A 17855-nucleotide genomic window follows, 5' to 3' on the forward strand; every position below is an offset into this window, starting at 1 on the left:
CAGCGTGCGCGTAGACACGCGAATGCTACTCACGTGCTACCCTTTCACGCTCCGTTCGCGTTCTGTCTGTCAGGGCCACCCCACCCCGACCAAATTACGCTGTTGGCGCGCAACATTGCCTGCCCCTCTGGCTCGAAACGAGCGGTATTCTCTTCGAACTGACGCCAAGCAGATATTGCTGGACCAATCTGCCCTACAAGACGGATACCGAGGCGTCTGGATTATGCGCGTTGCGTTCAGCTTCAGCCGCCTGACGAACGATCTTCGCTATTTTTACATACTGATCAGCAAGCGGACTTGTTGCCCGCCAGAGCATGCCGACAGTACGCGATGGTTGGGGATCGTGGAAATGGGCAACGGATACGGTGGCGGAGCGCGTTTCAACCGGCACGGCCATTTCGGGTATGAGGGTGACGCCCATCCCTGCACCAACCATTTGAACCAGGGTGGACAACGACGTGCCATCCAGAGTCTCGCGTGGCTGGCTTGACTGTATGTTGCAAAAAGAGAGCGCCTGATCGCGAAAGCAGTGACCCTCCTCAAGCAAAAGCAGGCGCATCTCTTTCAACATGTCACGGTTCGGAACGGGCTTGTTGCTGTCCGCCTCGGGACGGATGAGCACAAAGTTTTCTTTGAAAAGGGCAACCTCGGTCAGTCCGGGTTCCGAAATCGGCAGTGCCAGAATCGCGGTGTCAATCCGGCCTTCAGCAAGTTCCGTAAGCAGGGTTGAGGTCATGGTTTCGCGCACATGGATATCCATGCCGGTAAACTCACGCGAAAGCCGATCGACAATACGGGGCAGAAGATAGGGCGCGATGGTCGGGATGATCCCCATGCGCAACTGACCGATCCATTGGCCTTGCGCCGCCCGCGAAATATCCCCCAATTCGTCAACCTGCCTCAGGATCTCCTGCGCGCGTTTCAGAAACTCACGTCCAAGGGTCGTCAGCCGAATCTGGCGTGGCATGCGTTCAAACAAGACGCTGCCAAGCGTTTCCTCGAGTTCCTTGATCTGCACTGACAGAGCGGGCTGTGACACGGCACAGGCATCGGCGGCGCGACCGAAATGGCCATGCTGGGCCAAGGCATCAAAATAGCGAAGCTGTCGGAGTGTGATGTTTGCCATAATCTTTAACTATCATGAGAATTGGAAAATGCAATTTTATCTTATCAAACTCCCACACTAATCTCAAAGCATGAAATCGGGAACGACCGACCTTCGACCCGATCAATCGCCAAATCTTATTGGGAGTGGAATTATGGACGGAAACAACACGGGGAAATGCCCGGTTGCACATGGTGCGACGAGTGTCAGCATGCGGTCAAACAAGGACTGGTGGCCCAATCAGCTTAACCTTCGCATCCTGCACCAGAACTCAGCCAAGTCCGATCCCATGGGCGAGGCATTCGACTATGCCAAGGCCTTCGGGTCGCTGGACCTTGACGCCCTGAAAGAAGACCTTCGGGCGTTGATGACGGACAGTCAGGACTGGTGGCCCGCCGACTATGGCCATTATGGCGGTCTGTTCATCCGAATGGCATGGCACAGTGCAGGCACCTACCGAACCGCGGACGGGCGGGGTGGTGCCGGGACAGGTCAGCAGCGTTTTGCGCCGCTTAATTCCTGGCCTGACAACGGGAACCTCGACAAAGCGCGCCGCCTTCTGTGGCCGATCAAACAGAAATACGGCAACCAGATTTCCTGGGCAGACCTGATGATCCTTGCGGGCAATGTGGCGATTGAATCCATGGGCGGTCCGACGTTCGGCTTTGCCGGTGGTCGTGCGGATGTGTGGGAACCAGAGGAAGACACCTATTGGGGCGCGGAAACCGAATGGCTTGCCCCCGATGACAACCCAAACAGCCGCTATTCCGGTGAACGTGATCTGGAAAATCCGCTTGCCGCGGTGCAAATGGGCCTGATCTATGTGAACCCCGAAGGCCCGGATGGTCAGCCTGATATCCTTGCATCGGGTCGGGACGTGCGCGAAACCTTTGCCCGTATGGCCATGAATGACGAGGAAACCGTGGCCCTTGTTGCTGGCGGTCACACATTCGGCAAAGCCCATGGCGCCGGGGATCCCGGCCTTGTCGGCCCCGAACCCGAAGCCGCCGCGATAGAGGAGATGGGGCTTGGCTGGATCAATGCCCATGGCAGCGGCAAGGGTGATGACACCACCACCAGCGGCATTGAAGGCGCCTGGACCGCCAATCCGATCAAATGGGACAACGGCTATTTTGACCTTCTGTTCGGCTATGACTGGAACCTGACCAAAAGCCCGTCTGGCGCATGGATCTGGGAACCGGTTGGCGTCACGGACGAGGATATGGCCCCGCAGGCGCATGATGCCTCGAAGAAGGTGCCGACGATGATGACCACTGCCGACATGGCGATGCGGATGGATCCGATCTACGGCCCGATCTCCAAACGGTTCCACGAAAACCCGGACGAATTTGCCGATGCCTTTGCACGGGCCTGGTTCAAGCTGACCCATCGCGACATGGGGCCAAAATCACGCTATCTGGGCAAAGAGGTTCCGGCAGAAGAGCTGATCTGGCAGGACCCGATCCCGGCCTCGGAAACCGAGCTTTCAGACAGCGATGTGACCGACCTGAAGGCGGCTGTTCTTGCCTCGGGCCTGAGCATTTCGGATCTGGTCAAGACGGCGTGGGCTTCGGCCTCGACCTTCCGCGGGTCTGACAAGCGCGGTGGTGCCAATGGCGCGCGCATCCGACTTGAGCCGATGAATCGCTGGGAAGTCAACGAACCAGAAGAGCTTGGCCGCGTGTTGGCCGCACTGGAAAAGCTGCGCGCAGGTTTCGGCAAGCCAGTGTCGATGGCCGACCTGATCGTCATCGGTGGGGCTGCGGCGATTGAAAAGGCCGCGGCGGATGCGGGGCATGACGTCACCGTTCCCTGCACCCTGAACCGTGGCGATGCCACGCAGGATATGACCGATACCGAAAGCGTGGGGCATCTGGAGCCGCCCGCTGATGGCTTTCGCAACTGGCAAAAGACCGACTACACGATCTCGCCCGAAGAATTGCTGATCGACAAGGCCCAGCTCCTGACGCTAAGCGCGCCAGAGATGACTGTGCTGGTCGGCGGGCTGCGGGTGCTGGGGGCAAATCACGGCGGGACAGCACATGGCGTTCTGACCGATCGGCCCGGCCAGCTCACAAACGACTTCTTCGTGAACCTGCTCGACATGGGCACAACATGGACCGATGCTGGCGACGGGACCTATGAGGGGCGCGACCGCAGCACGGGTGACGCCAAGTGGTCCGCCACCCGCGTCGATCTTGTTTTCGGGTCAAATTCGCAGCTGCGTGCGGTGTCCGAGGTCTACGGACAGGAAGATGCCGGCGGCAAGTTCGTGACCGACTTCATCGCCGCCTGGAACAAGGTGATGAACGCCGACCGTTTCGACCTGGCCTGAAACGGGTGACGGATTGCCACAAACATCTGGCGGCGCCTCTTGTCCTGAGGCGCCGCTTTTTCTGTCAGATAGCCCATCCACCGGCGGTCGCCGAACCCAAGAATAGAATGTGGCGGCACGCTATCCGCGTGCCGCCACACAATCCGGTTCCAATGAACCGTCGCCTTACTTCGTAATGATCTCTGGCCCCAGAATGCTCGTGGGCAACCAAGTGGATAGCCACGGCACATAAGTGATCAGGATCAGGAACACGAAGAGCACCGCAAGGAAAGGTGCCGCTGCTTTCACGACCCTCATCATCGGCATGCCCGCCACGCCCGACGTCACGAAAAGGTTCAGACCAACAGGCGGCGTGATCATCCCGATTTCCATATTGACCACCATGATGATGCCCAGATGGATCGGGTCGATCCCCAGTTCGATCGCAATCGGGAAGACCAACGGCGCCACAATCACGATCAGGCCCGATGGTTCCATAAATTGCCCACCGATCAGCAAGATCACATTCACGATGATCAGGAACATGATTTTGCCAAAACCCGCCGACAGCATCGCTTCTGCGATGGATTGCGGAATTTGTTCGTCCGTCAGCACATGTTTCAGGATCAGCGCATTGGCGATGATGAACATCAGGGTGATGGTCAGTTTGCCTGCTTCAAACAGCGTCTTGCGCGTATCGGCATGAAAAAACGCGGTAATCAGCGCCTGCGGCTTTTGCAAAAGGCTCTTCTTGCCCTCGCCCGTATCCGCCAAAGGCCCCATGTCGCGATAGACGAACACCGCCACGATGAACGCATAGACCGAGGCCACGGCGGCAGCTTCTGTGGGCGTGAAGAAGCCCCCCGTCACGCCGGGAATGCCATAGATGCCCAGCATGATGATCACGATCAGAAGCAAACCCCAGACCGCATCCGAGAAACTGGCCAGAATCTCGCGCCAGCCGGCGAAATCACCCTTGGGCATGTTCTTGATCGTTGCCATCACATAGATCGCGATCATCAGGAAAACGCCTGCCAGAATGCCCGGAATGACGCCCGCCAGGAACATCCGCCCGACCGAGACCTCGACCGCCGAAGCATAGACCACCATCACGATCGACGGCGGGATCAGGATGCCCAGGGTGCCTGCATTGCAGATCACACCGGCAGCGAAATCCTTGGTGTACCCCACCTGACGCATGGCCGCGATGACGATTGTGCCGATGGCCACAACGGTGGCCGGGGACGATCCCGACAGCGCGGCAAAAAGCATACAGGCAAAGACACCTGCAATCGCCAGCCCGCCCCGGAAATGCCCGACACAGGCGATCGAGAAGCGGATGATCCGCTGCGCCACGCCGCCCGTGGACATGAAGCTTGAGGCAAGGATGAAGAAGGGGATGGCCAGCAGCGTATAGTGTGCCGCTTCAGCCTGATAAAATGTCTGCGCGACCGAGGCCAGCGAGGTGTCCGAGAACACCAGAAGGAAGATGATCGAGCTCATGCCCAGCGCCACCGCAATCGGCACACCGATCATCAGAAAGCCGATGACCATCGCGAAAAGAAAGACTACATCCATGGATCAACCCTCGGCCTTTTTGTCTTGCATCTGTTCGATTTCGTCTTCCACCTCGTGGCTGACAATCAAACTGCCCTGATGCCCGCGCCAGATGCGCGCCGTGGCCTGCACAAAGCGAAACAGCAGCAGCGCCGAGCCGATGGGCAGGATGGCATAGGGGATCACGCGGGGCAGCTTGTCATAGGTCTCGCCCTGATTGATCCAGCCCTCCATAAACCGCAGGAACTCGGGCATCGGCACCTGATCGGTAATGTACCATGCCTGATCGCGGGTCTGTTCAAACCCGGTCGGGAACCACCGGCCCGAGGTGCGATCCAGCGCCGCATAGGGCGCCCAGTAGTCCCACGAGCCTTTCAAAAGCAGAAAGGCATAGATGATACAGATCGCCGCTGCGATCAGGGCAACCACCTTTTGCAGTTTTGGCGGCATGATATTGGTCAACGCATCGACGCCCAGATGCGCGGTGATCTTGACGCCGTAGCTGACGCCGAAAAGCACCAGCCAGGCGAACAGGATCAGCGTCACCTCCTGACCCCAGATCAGCGAGGAATTGAACAGTTTGCGCAGCACCACATTGGTGAACGTAACCATCGTCATCAGGCCAAGGATTAGCGCAATCGCGCTTTCCTCAAAGCCCATGTTTTTGTTGGAATGAGAGCTCATGGCAACCTCCTTACCCAAGGGGGCGGGCTCAGATCGTGACCCGGACGGGCCAGCAGATCGTCGCAAAAAAGGGGCCCGCACAAAGCGGGCCCCGACAGGAATGCTTAGTGCATATCGTTGATTTTCTGGGCTTCCGCGATGTTCTCGGCGCCGACGTCGCCTTCGAACTGGGCCCAGACCGGCTTCATGGCTTCAACCCATGCAGCGCGCTGCTCATCAGTCAGCTGGCGCACAACGCCGCCCGCATCGATGATCGACTGTTTGGCCGCCTCGTTCACGGCAAAGGCTTCGGCATTACGGGTGGCGGTCACCTCGTTCATGATCGTGGCAAGCTGGTCGCGCACATCGCCCGGCAGCCCTTCCCACCAGTCAACGTTGGTGACAACCATATAGTCGAGCAGACCGTGGTTGGTTTCGGTCACGCCGTCCTGCACTTCGAAGAACTTCTTGCCGTAAATGTTCGACCAGGTGTTTTCCTGCCCGTCCACAACGCCGGTTTGCAGCGCGCCGTAGACTTCGGAGAAGGCCATCGGCTGCGGCGAGGCACCAAGCGCCTCCATCTGTGCGACCAGAACGTCGGAAGCCTGTACGCGGAACTTGAGACCAGCCCCGTCGGTCGGCAGTTCAAGCGGCACATTCGCCGAGAATTGCTTCATGCCGTTGTGCCAGAACGCAAGGCCAAGTAGGCCGCGGCGGGTCATGCTTTCCATCATCGACACGCCAGTGGCCGAGCTTTGGAAGGCGTCAACAGCGTCCATGTTCTTGAACATAAAGGGCAAGTCGAAGATGCGGAATTTTTTGGTGAACGCCTCGAATTTCGACAGCGAAGGTGCCGCCATCTGCACGTCGCCCTGCAACATCGCCTCTAGCACCTGATTATCGTTGTAAAGGGTCGAGTTGGGGTAAACCTCAACGCAAGCCTTGCCGTCCATCTCGGCGTTCACACGCTCGGAAAACAGCGACGCGGCGATGCCCTTGGGGTGCTTGTCAGTGTTGGTCACATGGCTGAACTTGATGACAATCTCGCCATCATCGCAGGCCGCGTTGGCAGCGCCTGCAGACAAGGCCATGGCAAGGGCGCAGGCGGCGGTGGTTAGATACTTCATCGGATCTCCTCCCAGAGAATTATTTGTGTCCCAGGCTCCGAACGGAGCGCTGCAGACATTGAGCTGGGAGATGCGCCATTACTCAACAAAAAACCAAACGCCCGGGACAACACGCAGAAAACAGCTATGTGTCAGCATGTTACAGGCCTTGAACCGACCTTGCGTGGGCACGGAAATGATGGACTGTGCGATATCCCGCACGGGCCAAAAGACCAGCTGTGCGGAAATCCGCACAGTCAGGCGCGATAGTCTTCCGGGCGAATCCCATGCCGCGAGAGCTTGTCGTAAAACGTCTTGCGCGGCAGTTTGAGCGCCTCTGCGGTGGTCGTCGCGACCCCATTATGCCGCCTCAGGGCCTCGATCAGCAGCGACCGTTCAACCCGCGCCATCTGTGCGGCAAGGCCAAGATCCTGCCCCTCTGACGGCTCTGACAGGCCCATCGCAAACCGCATGGCAGCATTCATCAACGCATGCGCATTGCCATCCCATTTGTCTGCCATGAGCGTGGCCAGATAATCCTGAGGAATTTCAGGCACTGGCAAGTCAGCCTGCTCACAGGTCAACCCGACATAGTGGCGAAACAAGGCCGGAATATCCTCTGCCCGTTCCCTTAGGGGAGGAACGGCAATACGGATCGCATCGAGACGGAATGCAAGGTCAGCGTGGAACCGGCCCTGCTTCACTTCCTGCTCCAAATCGCGATGCGTGCCTGCGATCAACCGAATTCTGGCCGCGTCATCCAACCGATCCAACAGGGCAAGTTGCATCGCCGGGCTCAGTCCGGTGACCTCATCCAGATACAAGGTGCCCCCATCAGCCTTCTCAACCTCCTGCGCGAGGTTCTCGGCATCCATTGCCGCGGCGGACACCTTCACGAAAGGGCGCATCGCGTCGCTTGACAGCAGGTGCACCACCTCGGCGACTTTCGAGATGCCCGTGCCCGGTTCGCCCGTGATCAACACGCAAGCCAGCGTGCGCGCCGCGGCCCTTGCCTGATTGCGCAACTCATCCGCGCGCGCAGAATCCCCCATCAACAGGCGCGCGGCGGCGTCACCCGTCTCGGCCTGACGCCGCAATCGCCGGTTTTCCAAAACGAGCGCGCGGGTGCGCAGCGCTTTCTCTGCCACCGCGATAATGTCTGCAGGTGCGCATGGTTTCTCGAGGAAATCAAAGGCCCCCTGGCTCATCCCCTGCACCGCCATCGGGATGTCGCCTTCACCCGTCAAAAGGACAACGGGAAGGTCGGGATCGACGTCATGTGCGTAAGACAAAAGGTCAAACCCGTCCTTGCCGGGCATGCGAATGTCACTGATGACAATACCATCGAACAAAGGAGAAATGTGATCCTTTGCCTCGATATAGCTGCCTGCCAAAATCGGCTCCATCTCGGCCAGTTGAAAGGTTTGACCCAAGGCTTCGCGGACCGCCTTGTCATCATCAACCATCAGCACCCGTCGCGTCATATCGTTTCTCCCGGTCGCGCCGCATTCAGTTCCACGGTGAAGATCGCACCGCCCTGTGGGTGATTTTGTCCCCGGATGGCACCGCCAAAGCTTTGAACCAGACCATAGCTGATCGAAAGGCCAAGCCCCATCCCATCTTCTCCGCCGACCTGCTTGGTCGAATAGAACGGGTCAAAAACGCGTTCGGGCTCTTCAAGCCCCGGCCCGGTGTCACAAACGGAAAGAACAACGGTATCGCCCAAATCCTCAAGCGCGATTTTCAGATGGCGTGTCGCACATCCCACCATCGCGTCGACCCCGTTTGATACAAGATTGACAACCACCTGCTGCAGGCGGACCTCTCCACCCCGCACCATCACAGGTGCCTGAGGCCGGTCCCAACACAATGTGACATCGCCGCCTGTGATAGAGGCACCGCAAACCTCCAACGCCTCGTCGACAACCTTGACCAGATCGACATCTCCGATGGGTTCGCTTTCCTGCCGGGCAAAGGCGCGAAGGTTTTTGATGATCCGCCCCATGCGCCGGGCCAGCTCCGAAACCCTTGTAAGGTTGTCACGTGCCGCGCCCTGATCGCCCTTATCCGCCAGCAGCACACCATTATCGGCAAACGATCGGATCGCCATCAGAGGCTGGTTCAGCTCGTGGCTGATCCCGGCCGACATCTTTCCAAGCGCTGTAAGCTTGCCGGCCTGCACCAGTTCTGCCTGCGCAGTCCGCAGCGCGGCTTCGGCCTCCTTGCGTTCGGTCACCTCGCGGCGCAAATTCACGTTCGCCTCCGAAAGCGCCTGAGTTCGCTCCTTGACCCTGATTTCAAGTCGCGCGTTCGCCGCTGCCTCAAACTCCAGCTTCTCTGACAGGGCACGGCGTCGCTCTGCTGCGAGCACGAAGATGGTTGCAAACACCAAAGAGATGGCTGCCAGAACCGATGCCTGAAGCAATGCCGTCGATGTCGCCTGAGAGACATCGGCCAAAATGGCACCGGTCAGGCCGACGATCGGCAGGTCGCGCTCAAGATAGAGCGCTTTTTGTGGCAAATACGGCCCGCCATCCAGCCTCCAGATCGTTTGACCAGTCCATGGTGTGACCACGTCATAGTTCACAAAGCCTTCGTCTGACCAAGGCTCTGCAAGAACCAACTCGCTCCGGTTGGAAACAAAAACCCTGCCGTTCGCATCTGAAAAATAGAGCGCCACCTCTGACGTGGGCCAGTTTTGCTCAAACAGCCAGATATCCACCTCGACGATGACAGCGCCGACCGGTGGACCCAAGTGATCAAAAATCGGTGCCGCAAAGGAAAACAAGCGCTGCGGCAGACCGCTTTCGGCTGGTGTCACACGGTTGGCAGTGCCCAGCGCGCCGTTCAAGGCGCGTGCAAGCGGGTTGCGGGTCGTGTCGATATCAGATCGGTCTTCACTCGACGTTGCCAGAACTTCGCCGTTCCTGCCGACAAGCTCGATGGACCGGGCGCCCGTCTTATCAGCCATGGAAAGAAGCACCGCTTCGGCCCGAGCCGTATCGCCACCCTCGGCAAGAAGTTCTCTTAGAACGGGATGCTCCGACAAGACGACCGCAAGTTCGCGATACTGCAAAAGATGGCCTGTCAGCCGGTCCGAAGCCAACGCGAGATCCAGCTCGGCACGTTCGTTAAGCTGGCCCAGCGCGGCCCGATAGGCAAAGCTCCACACGCCCGCACTCAACAAAGCGATCACCGTGATGATCGCAAACAATGTTGGAAGGCGCAGGATATGTCTCATCCCCACATTGTTAGGGGAACATGGCTTGGTTTTCCATGTCCCCATCGCGTGGTCAGGTCAAATTCCGCCAGAGCTGCGCTCGGGGTCCATAGGTCTTAATACGAAGCGCACCCCTTCAGGGCAGCCGCATCATCCAAGATAATATGGACCGGGGCCATCTGAATTGTGTTCAGCTCAAACGGTTGCCGCACAGCATCGACAAAAGCCGAGCCTACGTCAGAGGTCAGAAGATGTCGCGCGACCCCGCCTGCAAAGAAGATCCCTCTGCGCGGCAAAAATGCCTGCATCAGGTTTCGCGTCAGGATCGCCAGTAGCGTGGCATAAAACGTGTCAAACTCCCGCTGCATTGCCGCGGCTTCGCCATCAGTTGAACTGCCCTCTGTGGCAATATCCGACAGCGCTTTATATCCGCGGCCCGAAAACACATGCTCGATGGTGAGGAACGCTGCTGCGCTTTCTCCAAGCCGATCGCGCAGCTTCACCGCAACATCCAACGGCAGGCTGATATGTCCGTATTCCACTTCCAAACCGTCCACATGGTCCACAGTCTGCACCACGGGTGAAACATTGAAACCGGTCCCGATGCCGATCACAAGAGCCTGAGTTTCAGCCTGCGCCTGCGCGTCGGACGCATAAAGTGTTTCAAGGCTTTCCGGCGGCAAAGCACAGCAGGCCTGCCCAAGCGCGGCCAGGTCGTTCAACAAAGAAAACTCGCGGCCCTGAAAATCCTGCAACATCTGATCGCTGTCAAACTGCCAATTCCGGTTTGTCAGCTGGGCCTTTCCCGCATGAACTGGCCCGGCGACCGCCAGAACAGCGTCCGAAAATGAGGCATCCGGCAAGTCCGCCATGTAACGACGGATCACGTCATCGAAGCTTGAAAACTCGTCATTCCGATAGCTCCGGATCGAGCCTGCCTCCAGCGCACCGCCTTGTGACAATCCAAGGCGGGCGTTCGTGCCGCCGATATCAGCGACCAGTCGTCTTTCGTTCAATTCAGGCGTTCTCCGCTATCGGGGGCAAAATACGACACTTTGCCAAGATCAAATGCCAGGTCCAGCATCTGTCCCGGCTGTGCGACCGTTTCGGCATGCAGACGCGCGGTGACTTGCTTGCCTCCCAAGCTTGAAACAACATACGTGTCGGCCCCAGCGGGTTCAACCATGTCAATCATGCAGGCAGCCTGTTGCACATCGTCCCCGGCACGGAACCCGGCTTGGGCGATGTCTTCCGGGCGCAGACCCAGGATCACGTTTTCCGGCAGGTTCTGGGCATGTGTGTCTGTCAGCACCAAGGGGGCGGCACCGGCGCGGGTGATCTCGATCTGGGTGCCTTTGCCATTTGCCTTGGCGCGGGCGGGGATCAGGTTCATTGCCGGGCTGCCCATGAAATCCGCCACGAAGAGGTTGGCGGGCTTGTTATAGATCTCGGCAGGTGATCCGATTTGCTGCACGATGCCGCCTTTCAGGACAACAATCTTGGTGGCAAGGGTCATCGCCTCGATCTGGTCATGGGTCACATAGACCATGGTGGCGTTCAGGTTCTGGTGCAGCTTCTTGATCTCGGTCCGCATCTCGACGCGCAACTTGGCGTCAAGGTTGGACAGCGGCTCGTCGAAGAGGAAGAGCTTCGGATCGCGCACCAATGCCCGGCCCATGGCCACACGCTGCCGCTGACCGCCAGAAAGCTGGCCGGGACGACGGTTCAGAAGCGGCTCGATCTGTAGCTGCTGGGCCACCTCCTGAAGTTTCTGTTCCTGCGTTGCCTGATCCACCCCGCGCACTTTCATGCCGAAGGTGATGTTCTTGGCAACCGACATGGTCGGGTAAAGCGCGTAGGACTGGAACACCATGGCGATGTCGCGATCCTTGGGGCTGACATGGGTCATGTCGCGCCCGCCGATATCGATGGTGCCATCGGTGATCGGCTCAAGCCCTGCGATGCAGTTCAGAAGCGTGGACTTACCGCAGCCCGAGGGGCCGACCAGCACCAGGAAATCCCCCGGCTCGATCGCAACGTTGATGTCTTTCAGGATCTCGACGGACCCATAGTTCTTGTAGAGGTTTTTGATATCCAGAATAGGAGCCATATCAGTTGTCCTTTCCCTGCCGCGCGCAGCGGCTTACGGCGTTCGAGATTTGCAAAGTGCCCCCGGCACTTTTCATTTTTGTTTCAAAAACCATCTCTCACCCTTTCACGGAGCCCGCGGTCAGTCCGCGGATGAAGTATTTGCCAGCGACGACATAGACGAGGAGTGTGGGAAGGGCGGCGATGATCGCTGCGGCCATATCCACGTTGTATTCCTTCACGCCGGTGGTTGAATTGACGATGTTATTGAGCGCCACGGTGACGGGTTGGGTTCCGGCCTGACTGAAGCTGACCCCGAACAGGAAGTCGTTCCAGATCTGCGTGAACTGCCAGATGACGGTCACAACGATGATCGGCAGCGACAGCGGCAAGAAGATCGACCAGAAGATCCGGAAGAACCCAGCGCCATCCACCTTTGCGGCTTTCACCAGCTCTTGCGGGATCGACACATAGTAGTTGCGGAAAAACAACGTGGTGAACCCGATGCCGTAAATCACGTGCACGAAGATCAGCCCCGGAATGGTGCCAGCGATGCCCATAAGCCCCAACATGCGTGCCATTGGAAGCAGCACCACCTGGAAGGGGATGAAGCAGCCAAACAGCATCAGCGAGAAGATCAGGTTCGCGCCTTTGAACTTCCATTGTGCAATCACATAGCCGTTGATCGCACCCAGAATGGTCGAGATCGCAACCGCTGGGATGGCAAGGATGACCGAGTTCCAGAAGTAAGGGCGCAGGCCCTCGCACTGGATACCGGTACAGGCGCCGGACCACGCGGTGCGCCAAGCCTCGAACGTGACTTCACGGGGGAAGGCCACAAGGCTGCCAGTGCGGATCTCCTCGAGGCTTTTCAGCGAGGTGGTGACCATCACGAAAAGCGGCATCAGGTAGAACAGGGCAAAGATGCCAAGCAGTGTGAACAGAAGCCAGCGCAGGGCGATATTGCCCCAATTGCGCGACGGGCGGTGGGCGGGGGAAAGCGTGATATCAGTCATGTTTCACCCTCAGTTCCGAGTAAAGATAAGGTACGATGATTGCGAAGACGACAGCCATCATGACCATGGCGGAGCTTGCCGCCTGTCCGATGTCACCGCGCGAAAACGCCATGGCGTACATGTAGGTTGCAGGCAGGTCTGTGGCATAGCCGGGACCGCCTCCGGTCAAAGCGATGACAAGGTCGAAGCTTTTGATAGCTAGGTGGGCCAACACAATGAAAGCCGACAAGAAGATCGGGGCCATCGACGGAATGATGATGGCGGAATAGATGCGCCAGCTGGGGATACCATCGACTTGAGCGGCCTTGATGATCTCTCCGTCCACGCTGCGCAGGCCGGCCAAAAACAGGGCCATGACAAAGCCCGAGGCTTGCCAGACACCGGCGATGACAACGGCGTAGATCGCCATGTCGGGGTCAATCACCCAATCGAACGAGAAGTCTTCAAACCCCCAGTCGCGGACCATCTTTTCGATGCCCAGCCCGGGGTTCATGATCCACTTCCACGCGGTACCGGTGACGATCATCGAAAGCGCCATGGGGTAAAGGTAGATCGTGCGCAACACGCCTTCGGTGCGGATTTTCTGGTCCAGCAGGATGGCGATCAGCAGGCCAAGAACCATCGAGATGATGATGAAGAGCGTGCCGAAGATGAAAAGGTTCATCATCGCGGTATCAAACCGGGGTGATGCGAAGAGGCGTTCGTATTGAATCAGACCCTCGACCTCGTATTTCGGCAATAGCCGCGAGCGGGTCAGTGAAACCCAAGCGGTCCAGGCAATGAAGCCGTAAACGAAAACGAGGATGGCGATGAAAGAGGGTGCAAGCACCATCTTGGGGATATGACGTTCAAGCCATTCGGTCATTGTAACGATCCCTGAATATAAGGAGGCCCCGCACCTGAAAGTCAGATGCGAGGCCAGGGAGATTTACATGGAGTTGGCAACAGCGTCGGCCAGCTGGTTCACAGCATCAGCCGAGGACATGTCCGAGTTGAAGTGTGCGGTCACCACATCGGTGATGGCACCCGACTGCGCGCCACGCAGCGCCATACCGTGGGCATAGCTAGGCAGTAGCGAGCCGTTGTCCGAGCTCTCGCTCATGTCTTTGGCGGACAGGTGTGCACAGCTGTCAAATTCGTCCAGGGCAACGTCAACACGTGCCGGGATCGAGCCTTTGTTCAGGTTGAACACTTTCTGGAAGTTCTGACCGACGATAAGCTTGGACAGAAGGTCCTGACCCGCTTTCTTGTCGTCGCCATCCACGTTGAACATGGCAAAGCTGTCGACGTTGTAAAGGAAGCCATCACCCGGGACGGACGCACAGAGGAAGTCTTCGCCCGGCGCTTTGCCGGCGGCAAGGAACTCGCCCTTCGCCCAGTCACCCATGATCTGGAAGGCTGCTTCGCCATTCATGACCATCGCGGTGGCAAGGTTCCAGTCACGACCCGAGAAGTTGTCGTCCACATAGCCGCGCATTTTGCGCATCTGGTCAAAGACGGCGACCATCTTGTCGGATTTCAGCGTGTCCATGTCCAGATCGACAAAGGCTTTCTTGAAGCCGTCTGCGCCAAGAATGCCCAGCGCGACAGCTTCGAACACGGTTGCGTCCTGCCATGCCTGACCACCATGGGCCAGAGGCGTGACACCAGCGGCTGCCAGTTTGTCAGCGGCGGCGTTGAACTCGTCCCAGGTGGTGGGCATCGCGATGCCGTTTGCTTCCAGAACGTCAGCGTTGGCCCAGATCCAGTCCACGCGGTGCACGTTCACGGGAGCGGCACACCATTTGCCTTCGCACATCATGTGGCCAGCGATCGATGCCGGCAGGACGTCGGCCCAGCCTTCGGCATTCGCCACGGACGAGATGTCCGCCAGAACACCCTCTTCATACCATTCCTGAATGGCGGGGCCTTTCAGCTGAACGGCGGTCGGGGCGTTGCCCGACAGGACGCGGGCGCGCAGAGCGGTCATGGCGGAATCGCCACCGCCACCGGCAACCGGCATGTCAGTCCAGGTGCCGCCATTGTCGGCAAACTCTTTTTGCAACACAGCAACGGACTTGGCTTCACCACCCGAAGTCCACCAGTGCAGAACTTCTGCCTGAGGTTCGGCCAGCGCCGGGGCGCCAGTGCAAAGTGCCACGACAGACGCGGCCGTGAATACGGATCTTTTCATCAGATTTTCCTCCCTATGGCCGCCCTGAGTGGCAGCGCTGAACAAATCCTGCGTCGTCGTCACTATGGCGCGCAATCGCAAATCTCGCGGCCCACAGGTTTGGCATGCGGAAAACTTCCGGTTCTGTTACGCAATGTTACGCAAGGATTGATTTTGTTGCACGCTGTTACAATCAAGGCAAAGCTGGTGCGACGGTCGCACAGCCAATGGACGGAGGGCACATGGCGATTCCACGACTTCTGGTTGTCGATGATGATGCAGAGACACGCAGCATGCTGACCCAGTTCCTGCGCCAGAATGGCTTCATCGCCTTGCCGTGCCATAGCGAGGCAACGATCCGCGAGCAGATGTCGTCGGGGCGGGTTGACCTGATATTGCTGGATGTGATGCTGGGCGATGAGAACGGGGTCGAGATCTGTGGCCGGCTGCGCAGCGAACAAGATGTGCCGATCATCCTTGTCTCGGCGCTTTCGGCAGACAATCACCGGATGGCGGGCTACGAGGTGGGGGCGGATGACTATGTGGCAAAACCCTTCAACCCCGAGCTTCTTCTGGCACGGGTGCGCGCCGTGTTGCACCGGGCCAAGCGCAGTGCCTCGCTGGTTTACAGGCGCAGCGTTTCGGTCTTTGAGTTCGCAGGTTGGACCTATGATGCCAAGCTGGACGAGGTGACATCGCCGCAGGGCTATCAGGTCGCGCTTTCGCGCAAGGAAACGGCGCTTCTGAAAGTGCTCTTGGCCAACCCCCACATCCCGCTGACCCGGGAAGAAATTGCAACCGCTCTGGATGTCACCGGCGAGGCCAACGTGGCCAACACCGAAGGGTCAGGTCGCGCCATTGACGTGTTGGTGGGCCGACTGCGCAGCAAGATCGAAAGTGATCCCAAATCCCCCGAGCTTCTCAGAACTGAACGCGGTATCGGCTATGTATTTGCCGCCGATGTGGTGACGAAGGACAGCGCATGAGCAAAGGGTTCAGGCTAAAAACCCTTGGGGTCGCTCTGATCATCAGCTCTTTTGCGATGGCCTTCCTATCCGCCTGGATGTGGTTTTCCTCCAACCGGTCCTGGCAAGAGCATCTGACGCGCAGCTATGTCGCTGGCATATCGCTTTACGAGACGTTGCGCATCGGGGCCGCCCCGCCTGCCGGGCTGCAGGTCACCGATCTTTCTCTGGATCAGGCGGCATTGGCACATCGCGGTCAGTTTTTGCGCCTGCAAGACATCCCGACACCCGCCTTCGTCACCATCGTGTCGATCAAGGGCCCCGGTCGCGACCCGGTTTCGGGGGAAACGCTGTCGCTGGGGATCGTGTCGGGCAATATGCAATACGCCGTGTCCGAGCTTGTGTCGGATGGTGGGCAATCCGCGGCCCAGAAACTGGGCAATGTCACGCGCTTGCTGGCAACCTATTGCAGCGAACCGATCCTGTTTGCACGCATGGGCGCGCAGCCATGGAAGCAGATAGACGGGCGCGCGGTATGGGGTTGTTCGGTTGCCCCAAGGGATCTGCGCCTTGCGGGCGCGTTGCTATGCCTTGTTGCTTTGGCGGCATTGGCATCGCTTGTGCATGATACTTCCGCCCATTTCGACAGGTTTGCAAAAGCGCTGCAAAACCGGCGGCGTCTGGGGGGGCCGGAAAGCTATGCGGTGCAGGGACCGCAGGAGCTGCGAGACATCGTCCTTGCCGTGAACCGCTATCTGGAAGACGAACGCGACCAGCTCTCTAAACGCGCCTCTGTGTTGTCTGGGGTCAGCCATGACCTTGGCACGCCCGCAACCCGCCTGCGCCTGCGTACGGCACTGATCAAGGAGCAGGACCTGCGCGAAAAGTTCGATGCCGATATCGACAGCATGACCGAGATGATTGAAAGCGTGCTGGACTATACGCGGTCTGAAATGAACGAAGAAACCCCACGCCAGCTGTCCCTGACGTCATTGCTTGAAGCCCTTGTCGCAGATTATCAGGATACCGGGCGCCCCGTGTCCCTGATGGCACTAGAGCAACCCCAGATCGAGGTCAGCCGGTCGGTATTTGCCTCAAGCATTGGCCATGCTTCCCTGCCAGCAGGTCAGCGTATCCTTGTCTCGGCCCGCCCCGTATCCCTGAAACGCGCCATTTCCAACCTGATCGAGAATGCTCTGAAATATGGTCGACGTGCCTCGGTTGAACTGACCGCAAACAAGGATCACGCCACAATCGTGATTGAAGATGAAGGGTCAGGTATGTCTGCGGCGGATGTCGAAGCGGTTATTGCCCCCTTTAAGCGCGGCAACAACACACGCGCCGTCGATGGTTTCGGGCTTGGGTTGACCATCGTGGCAACCGTCGCCGAACAACATGGGGGACGTCTGTATTTCGAAACAGGCGCACAGGGGTTGCGGGCTTGTCTGGAGATCTGCCGGAACTAAAGTTTTTCCAGTTATCACCCGATCACAGCAAGAACTGGAAACGCGCTATGGGCTTTTTGAGGATACCACGAAAATACAGAACGCCTCTGCGGACCAGAGTGGGCCCAGGCATATGTTTGACAATCTGCAAAACCCAACTGTTCGACCATCGGGGTTCATTGCAGAAGGTTCACTCACCCTTTTGCACGCGCGCCATCCACAGG

14 protein-coding genes are annotated in these 17855 nt (G+C 58.5%); 3 read left to right on the forward strand and 11 right to left on the reverse strand.

All coding sequences use genetic code 11. The annotated features are described in order from the left end of the window. Window positions 1-193: 193 nt before the first annotated feature. Window positions 194-1126: a hydrogen peroxide-inducible genes activator gene (locus ACRY08_RS06945; protein ID WP_432449166.1), complete on the reverse strand. Its 933-nt coding sequence runs from the start codon at window positions 1124-1126 to the stop codon at window positions 194-196. Between the two features lie 133 nt (window positions 1127-1259). Here ACRY08_RS06945 and katG point away from each other — a divergent pair, with 133 nt between their 5' ends. After that, window positions 1260-3440 carry a catalase/peroxidase HPI gene (gene katG, locus ACRY08_RS06950; protein WP_432449167.1) on the forward strand — a complete coding sequence of 727 codons (2181 nt, stop codon included), beginning with the start codon at window positions 1260-1262 and terminating at the stop codon, window positions 3438-3440. A 165-nt stretch (window positions 3441-3605) separates the two neighbouring features. Here the strand turns inward: katG and ACRY08_RS06955 are convergent, their stop codons facing one another. From ACRY08_RS06955 to ACRY08_RS07000, 10 genes are all read right to left on the reverse strand, one after another. Beyond that, entirely contained in the window at window positions 3606-4997 is a 1392-nt protein-coding gene (locus ACRY08_RS06955) for a TRAP transporter large permease (RefSeq protein ID WP_432449168.1), read from the reverse strand. Window positions 4998-5000: 3 nt separating this feature from the next. Then, window positions 5001-5660, reverse strand: a complete 660-nt coding sequence (locus ACRY08_RS06960) for a TRAP transporter small permease (RefSeq protein WP_432449169.1) — start codon at window positions 5658-5660, stop codon at window positions 5001-5003. 104 nt (window positions 5661-5764) lie between these two features. Next, window positions 5765-6766: a DctP family TRAP transporter solute-binding subunit gene (locus ACRY08_RS06965; protein WP_432449170.1), complete on the reverse strand. Its 1002-nt coding sequence runs from the start codon at window positions 6764-6766 to the stop codon at window positions 5765-5767. Between the two features lie 236 nt (window positions 6767-7002). Continuing rightward, window positions 7003-8229 (reverse strand): sigma-54-dependent transcriptional regulator, encoded by a 1227-nt coding sequence (locus ACRY08_RS06970; protein ID WP_432449171.1) that lies wholly within the window; start codon window positions 8227-8229, stop codon window positions 7003-7005. Then, entirely contained in the window at window positions 8226-9986 is a 1761-nt protein-coding gene (locus tag ACRY08_RS06975; protein WP_432449172.1) for a sensor histidine kinase, read from the reverse strand. Before ACRY08_RS06975 ends, ACRY08_RS06970 begins: the two co-directional genes overlap by 4 nt. 95 nt (window positions 9987-10081) lie before the next feature. After that, the gene (locus ACRY08_RS06980) at window positions 10082-10981 is read right to left on the reverse strand and encodes a glucokinase (RefSeq protein WP_432449173.1); all 900 of its coding nucleotides are present in this window, start codon (window positions 10979-10981) and stop codon (window positions 10082-10084) included. Further along, window positions 10978-12075 carry an ABC transporter ATP-binding protein gene (locus tag ACRY08_RS06985; RefSeq protein WP_432449174.1) on the reverse strand — a complete coding sequence of 366 codons (1098 nt, stop codon included), beginning with the start codon at window positions 12073-12075 and terminating at the stop codon, window positions 10978-10980. Before ACRY08_RS06985 ends, ACRY08_RS06980 begins: the two co-directional genes overlap by 4 nt. Before the next feature lie 97 nt (window positions 12076-12172). Next, the gene (locus ACRY08_RS06990; protein ID WP_432449175.1) at window positions 12173-13069 is read right to left on the reverse strand and encodes a carbohydrate ABC transporter permease; all 897 of its coding nucleotides are present in this window, start codon (window positions 13067-13069) and stop codon (window positions 12173-12175) included. Continuing rightward, entirely contained in the window at window positions 13062-13934 is an 873-nt protein-coding gene (locus ACRY08_RS06995) for a carbohydrate ABC transporter permease (protein WP_432449176.1), read from the reverse strand. Before ACRY08_RS06995 ends, ACRY08_RS06990 begins: the two co-directional genes overlap by 8 nt. A gap of 63 nt (window positions 13935-13997) precedes the next feature. Further along, window positions 13998-15242 (reverse strand): ABC transporter substrate-binding protein, encoded by a 1245-nt coding sequence (locus ACRY08_RS07000; RefSeq protein ID WP_432449178.1) that lies wholly within the window; start codon window positions 15240-15242, stop codon window positions 13998-14000. A 221-nt stretch (window positions 15243-15463) separates the two neighbouring features. Here ACRY08_RS07000 and ACRY08_RS07005 point away from each other — a divergent pair, with 221 nt between their 5' ends. Further along, window positions 15464-16207 carry a response regulator gene (locus ACRY08_RS07005; protein WP_432449179.1) on the forward strand — a complete coding sequence of 248 codons (744 nt, stop codon included), beginning with the start codon at window positions 15464-15466 and terminating at the stop codon, window positions 16205-16207. Beyond that, window positions 16204-17652, forward strand: a complete 1449-nt coding sequence (locus tag ACRY08_RS07010; RefSeq protein ID WP_432449180.1) for a sensor histidine kinase — start codon at window positions 16204-16206, stop codon at window positions 17650-17652. The genes ACRY08_RS07005 and ACRY08_RS07010 overlap by 4 nt, the downstream gene beginning before the upstream one ends. The last annotated feature ends 203 nt before the right edge of the window (window positions 17653-17855 follow it).

Origin of the sequence: Aliiroseovarius marinus (assembly GCF_050881025.1) — a bacterium.
Taxonomy (GTDB): Bacteria; Pseudomonadota; Alphaproteobacteria; order Rhodobacterales; family Rhodobacteraceae; genus Aliiroseovarius; species Aliiroseovarius marinus_A.

Coding starts and splice junctions, on each gene's coding strand:
- ACRY08_RS07005 (WP_432449179.1), top strand. CDS start 15,464: ATGGCGATTCCACGACTTCTGGTTGTCGATGATGATGCAGAGACACGC.
- ACRY08_RS06975 (WP_432449172.1), bottom strand. CDS start 9,986: ATGAGACATATCCTGCGCCTTCCAACATTGTTTGCGATCATCACGGTG.
- katG (WP_432449167.1), top strand. CDS start 1,260: ATGGACGGAAACAACACGGGGAAATGCCCGGTTGCACATGGTGCGACG.
- ACRY08_RS06985 (WP_432449174.1), bottom strand. CDS start 12,075: ATGGCTCCTATTCTGGATATCAAAAACCTCTACAAGAACTATGGGTCC.
- ACRY08_RS06995 (WP_432449176.1), bottom strand. CDS start 13,934: ATGACCGAATGGCTTGAACGTCATATCCCCAAGATGGTGCTTGCACCC.
- ACRY08_RS06960 (WP_432449169.1), bottom strand. CDS start 5,660: ATGAGCTCTCATTCCAACAAAAACATGGGCTTTGAGGAAAGCGCGATT.
- ACRY08_RS06955 (WP_432449168.1), bottom strand. CDS start 4,997: ATGGATGTAGTCTTTCTTTTCGCGATGGTCATCGGCTTTCTGATGATC.
- ACRY08_RS07000 (WP_432449178.1), bottom strand. CDS start 15,242: ATGAAAAGATCCGTATTCACGGCCGCGTCTGTCGTGGCACTTTGCACT.
- ACRY08_RS06945 (WP_432449166.1), bottom strand. CDS start 1,126: ATGGCAAACATCACACTCCGACAGCTTCGCTATTTTGATGCCTTGGCC.
- ACRY08_RS06965 (WP_432449170.1), bottom strand. CDS start 6,766: ATGAAGTATCTAACCACCGCCGCCTGCGCCCTTGCCATGGCCTTGTCT.
- ACRY08_RS06990 (WP_432449175.1), bottom strand. CDS start 13,069: ATGACTGATATCACGCTTTCCCCCGCCCACCGCCCGTCGCGCAATTGG.
- ACRY08_RS06970 (WP_432449171.1), bottom strand. CDS start 8,229: ATGACGCGACGGGTGCTGATGGTTGATGATGACAAGGCGGTCCGCGAA.
- ACRY08_RS07010 (WP_432449180.1), top strand. CDS start 16,204: ATGAGCAAAGGGTTCAGGCTAAAAACCCTTGGGGTCGCTCTGATCATC.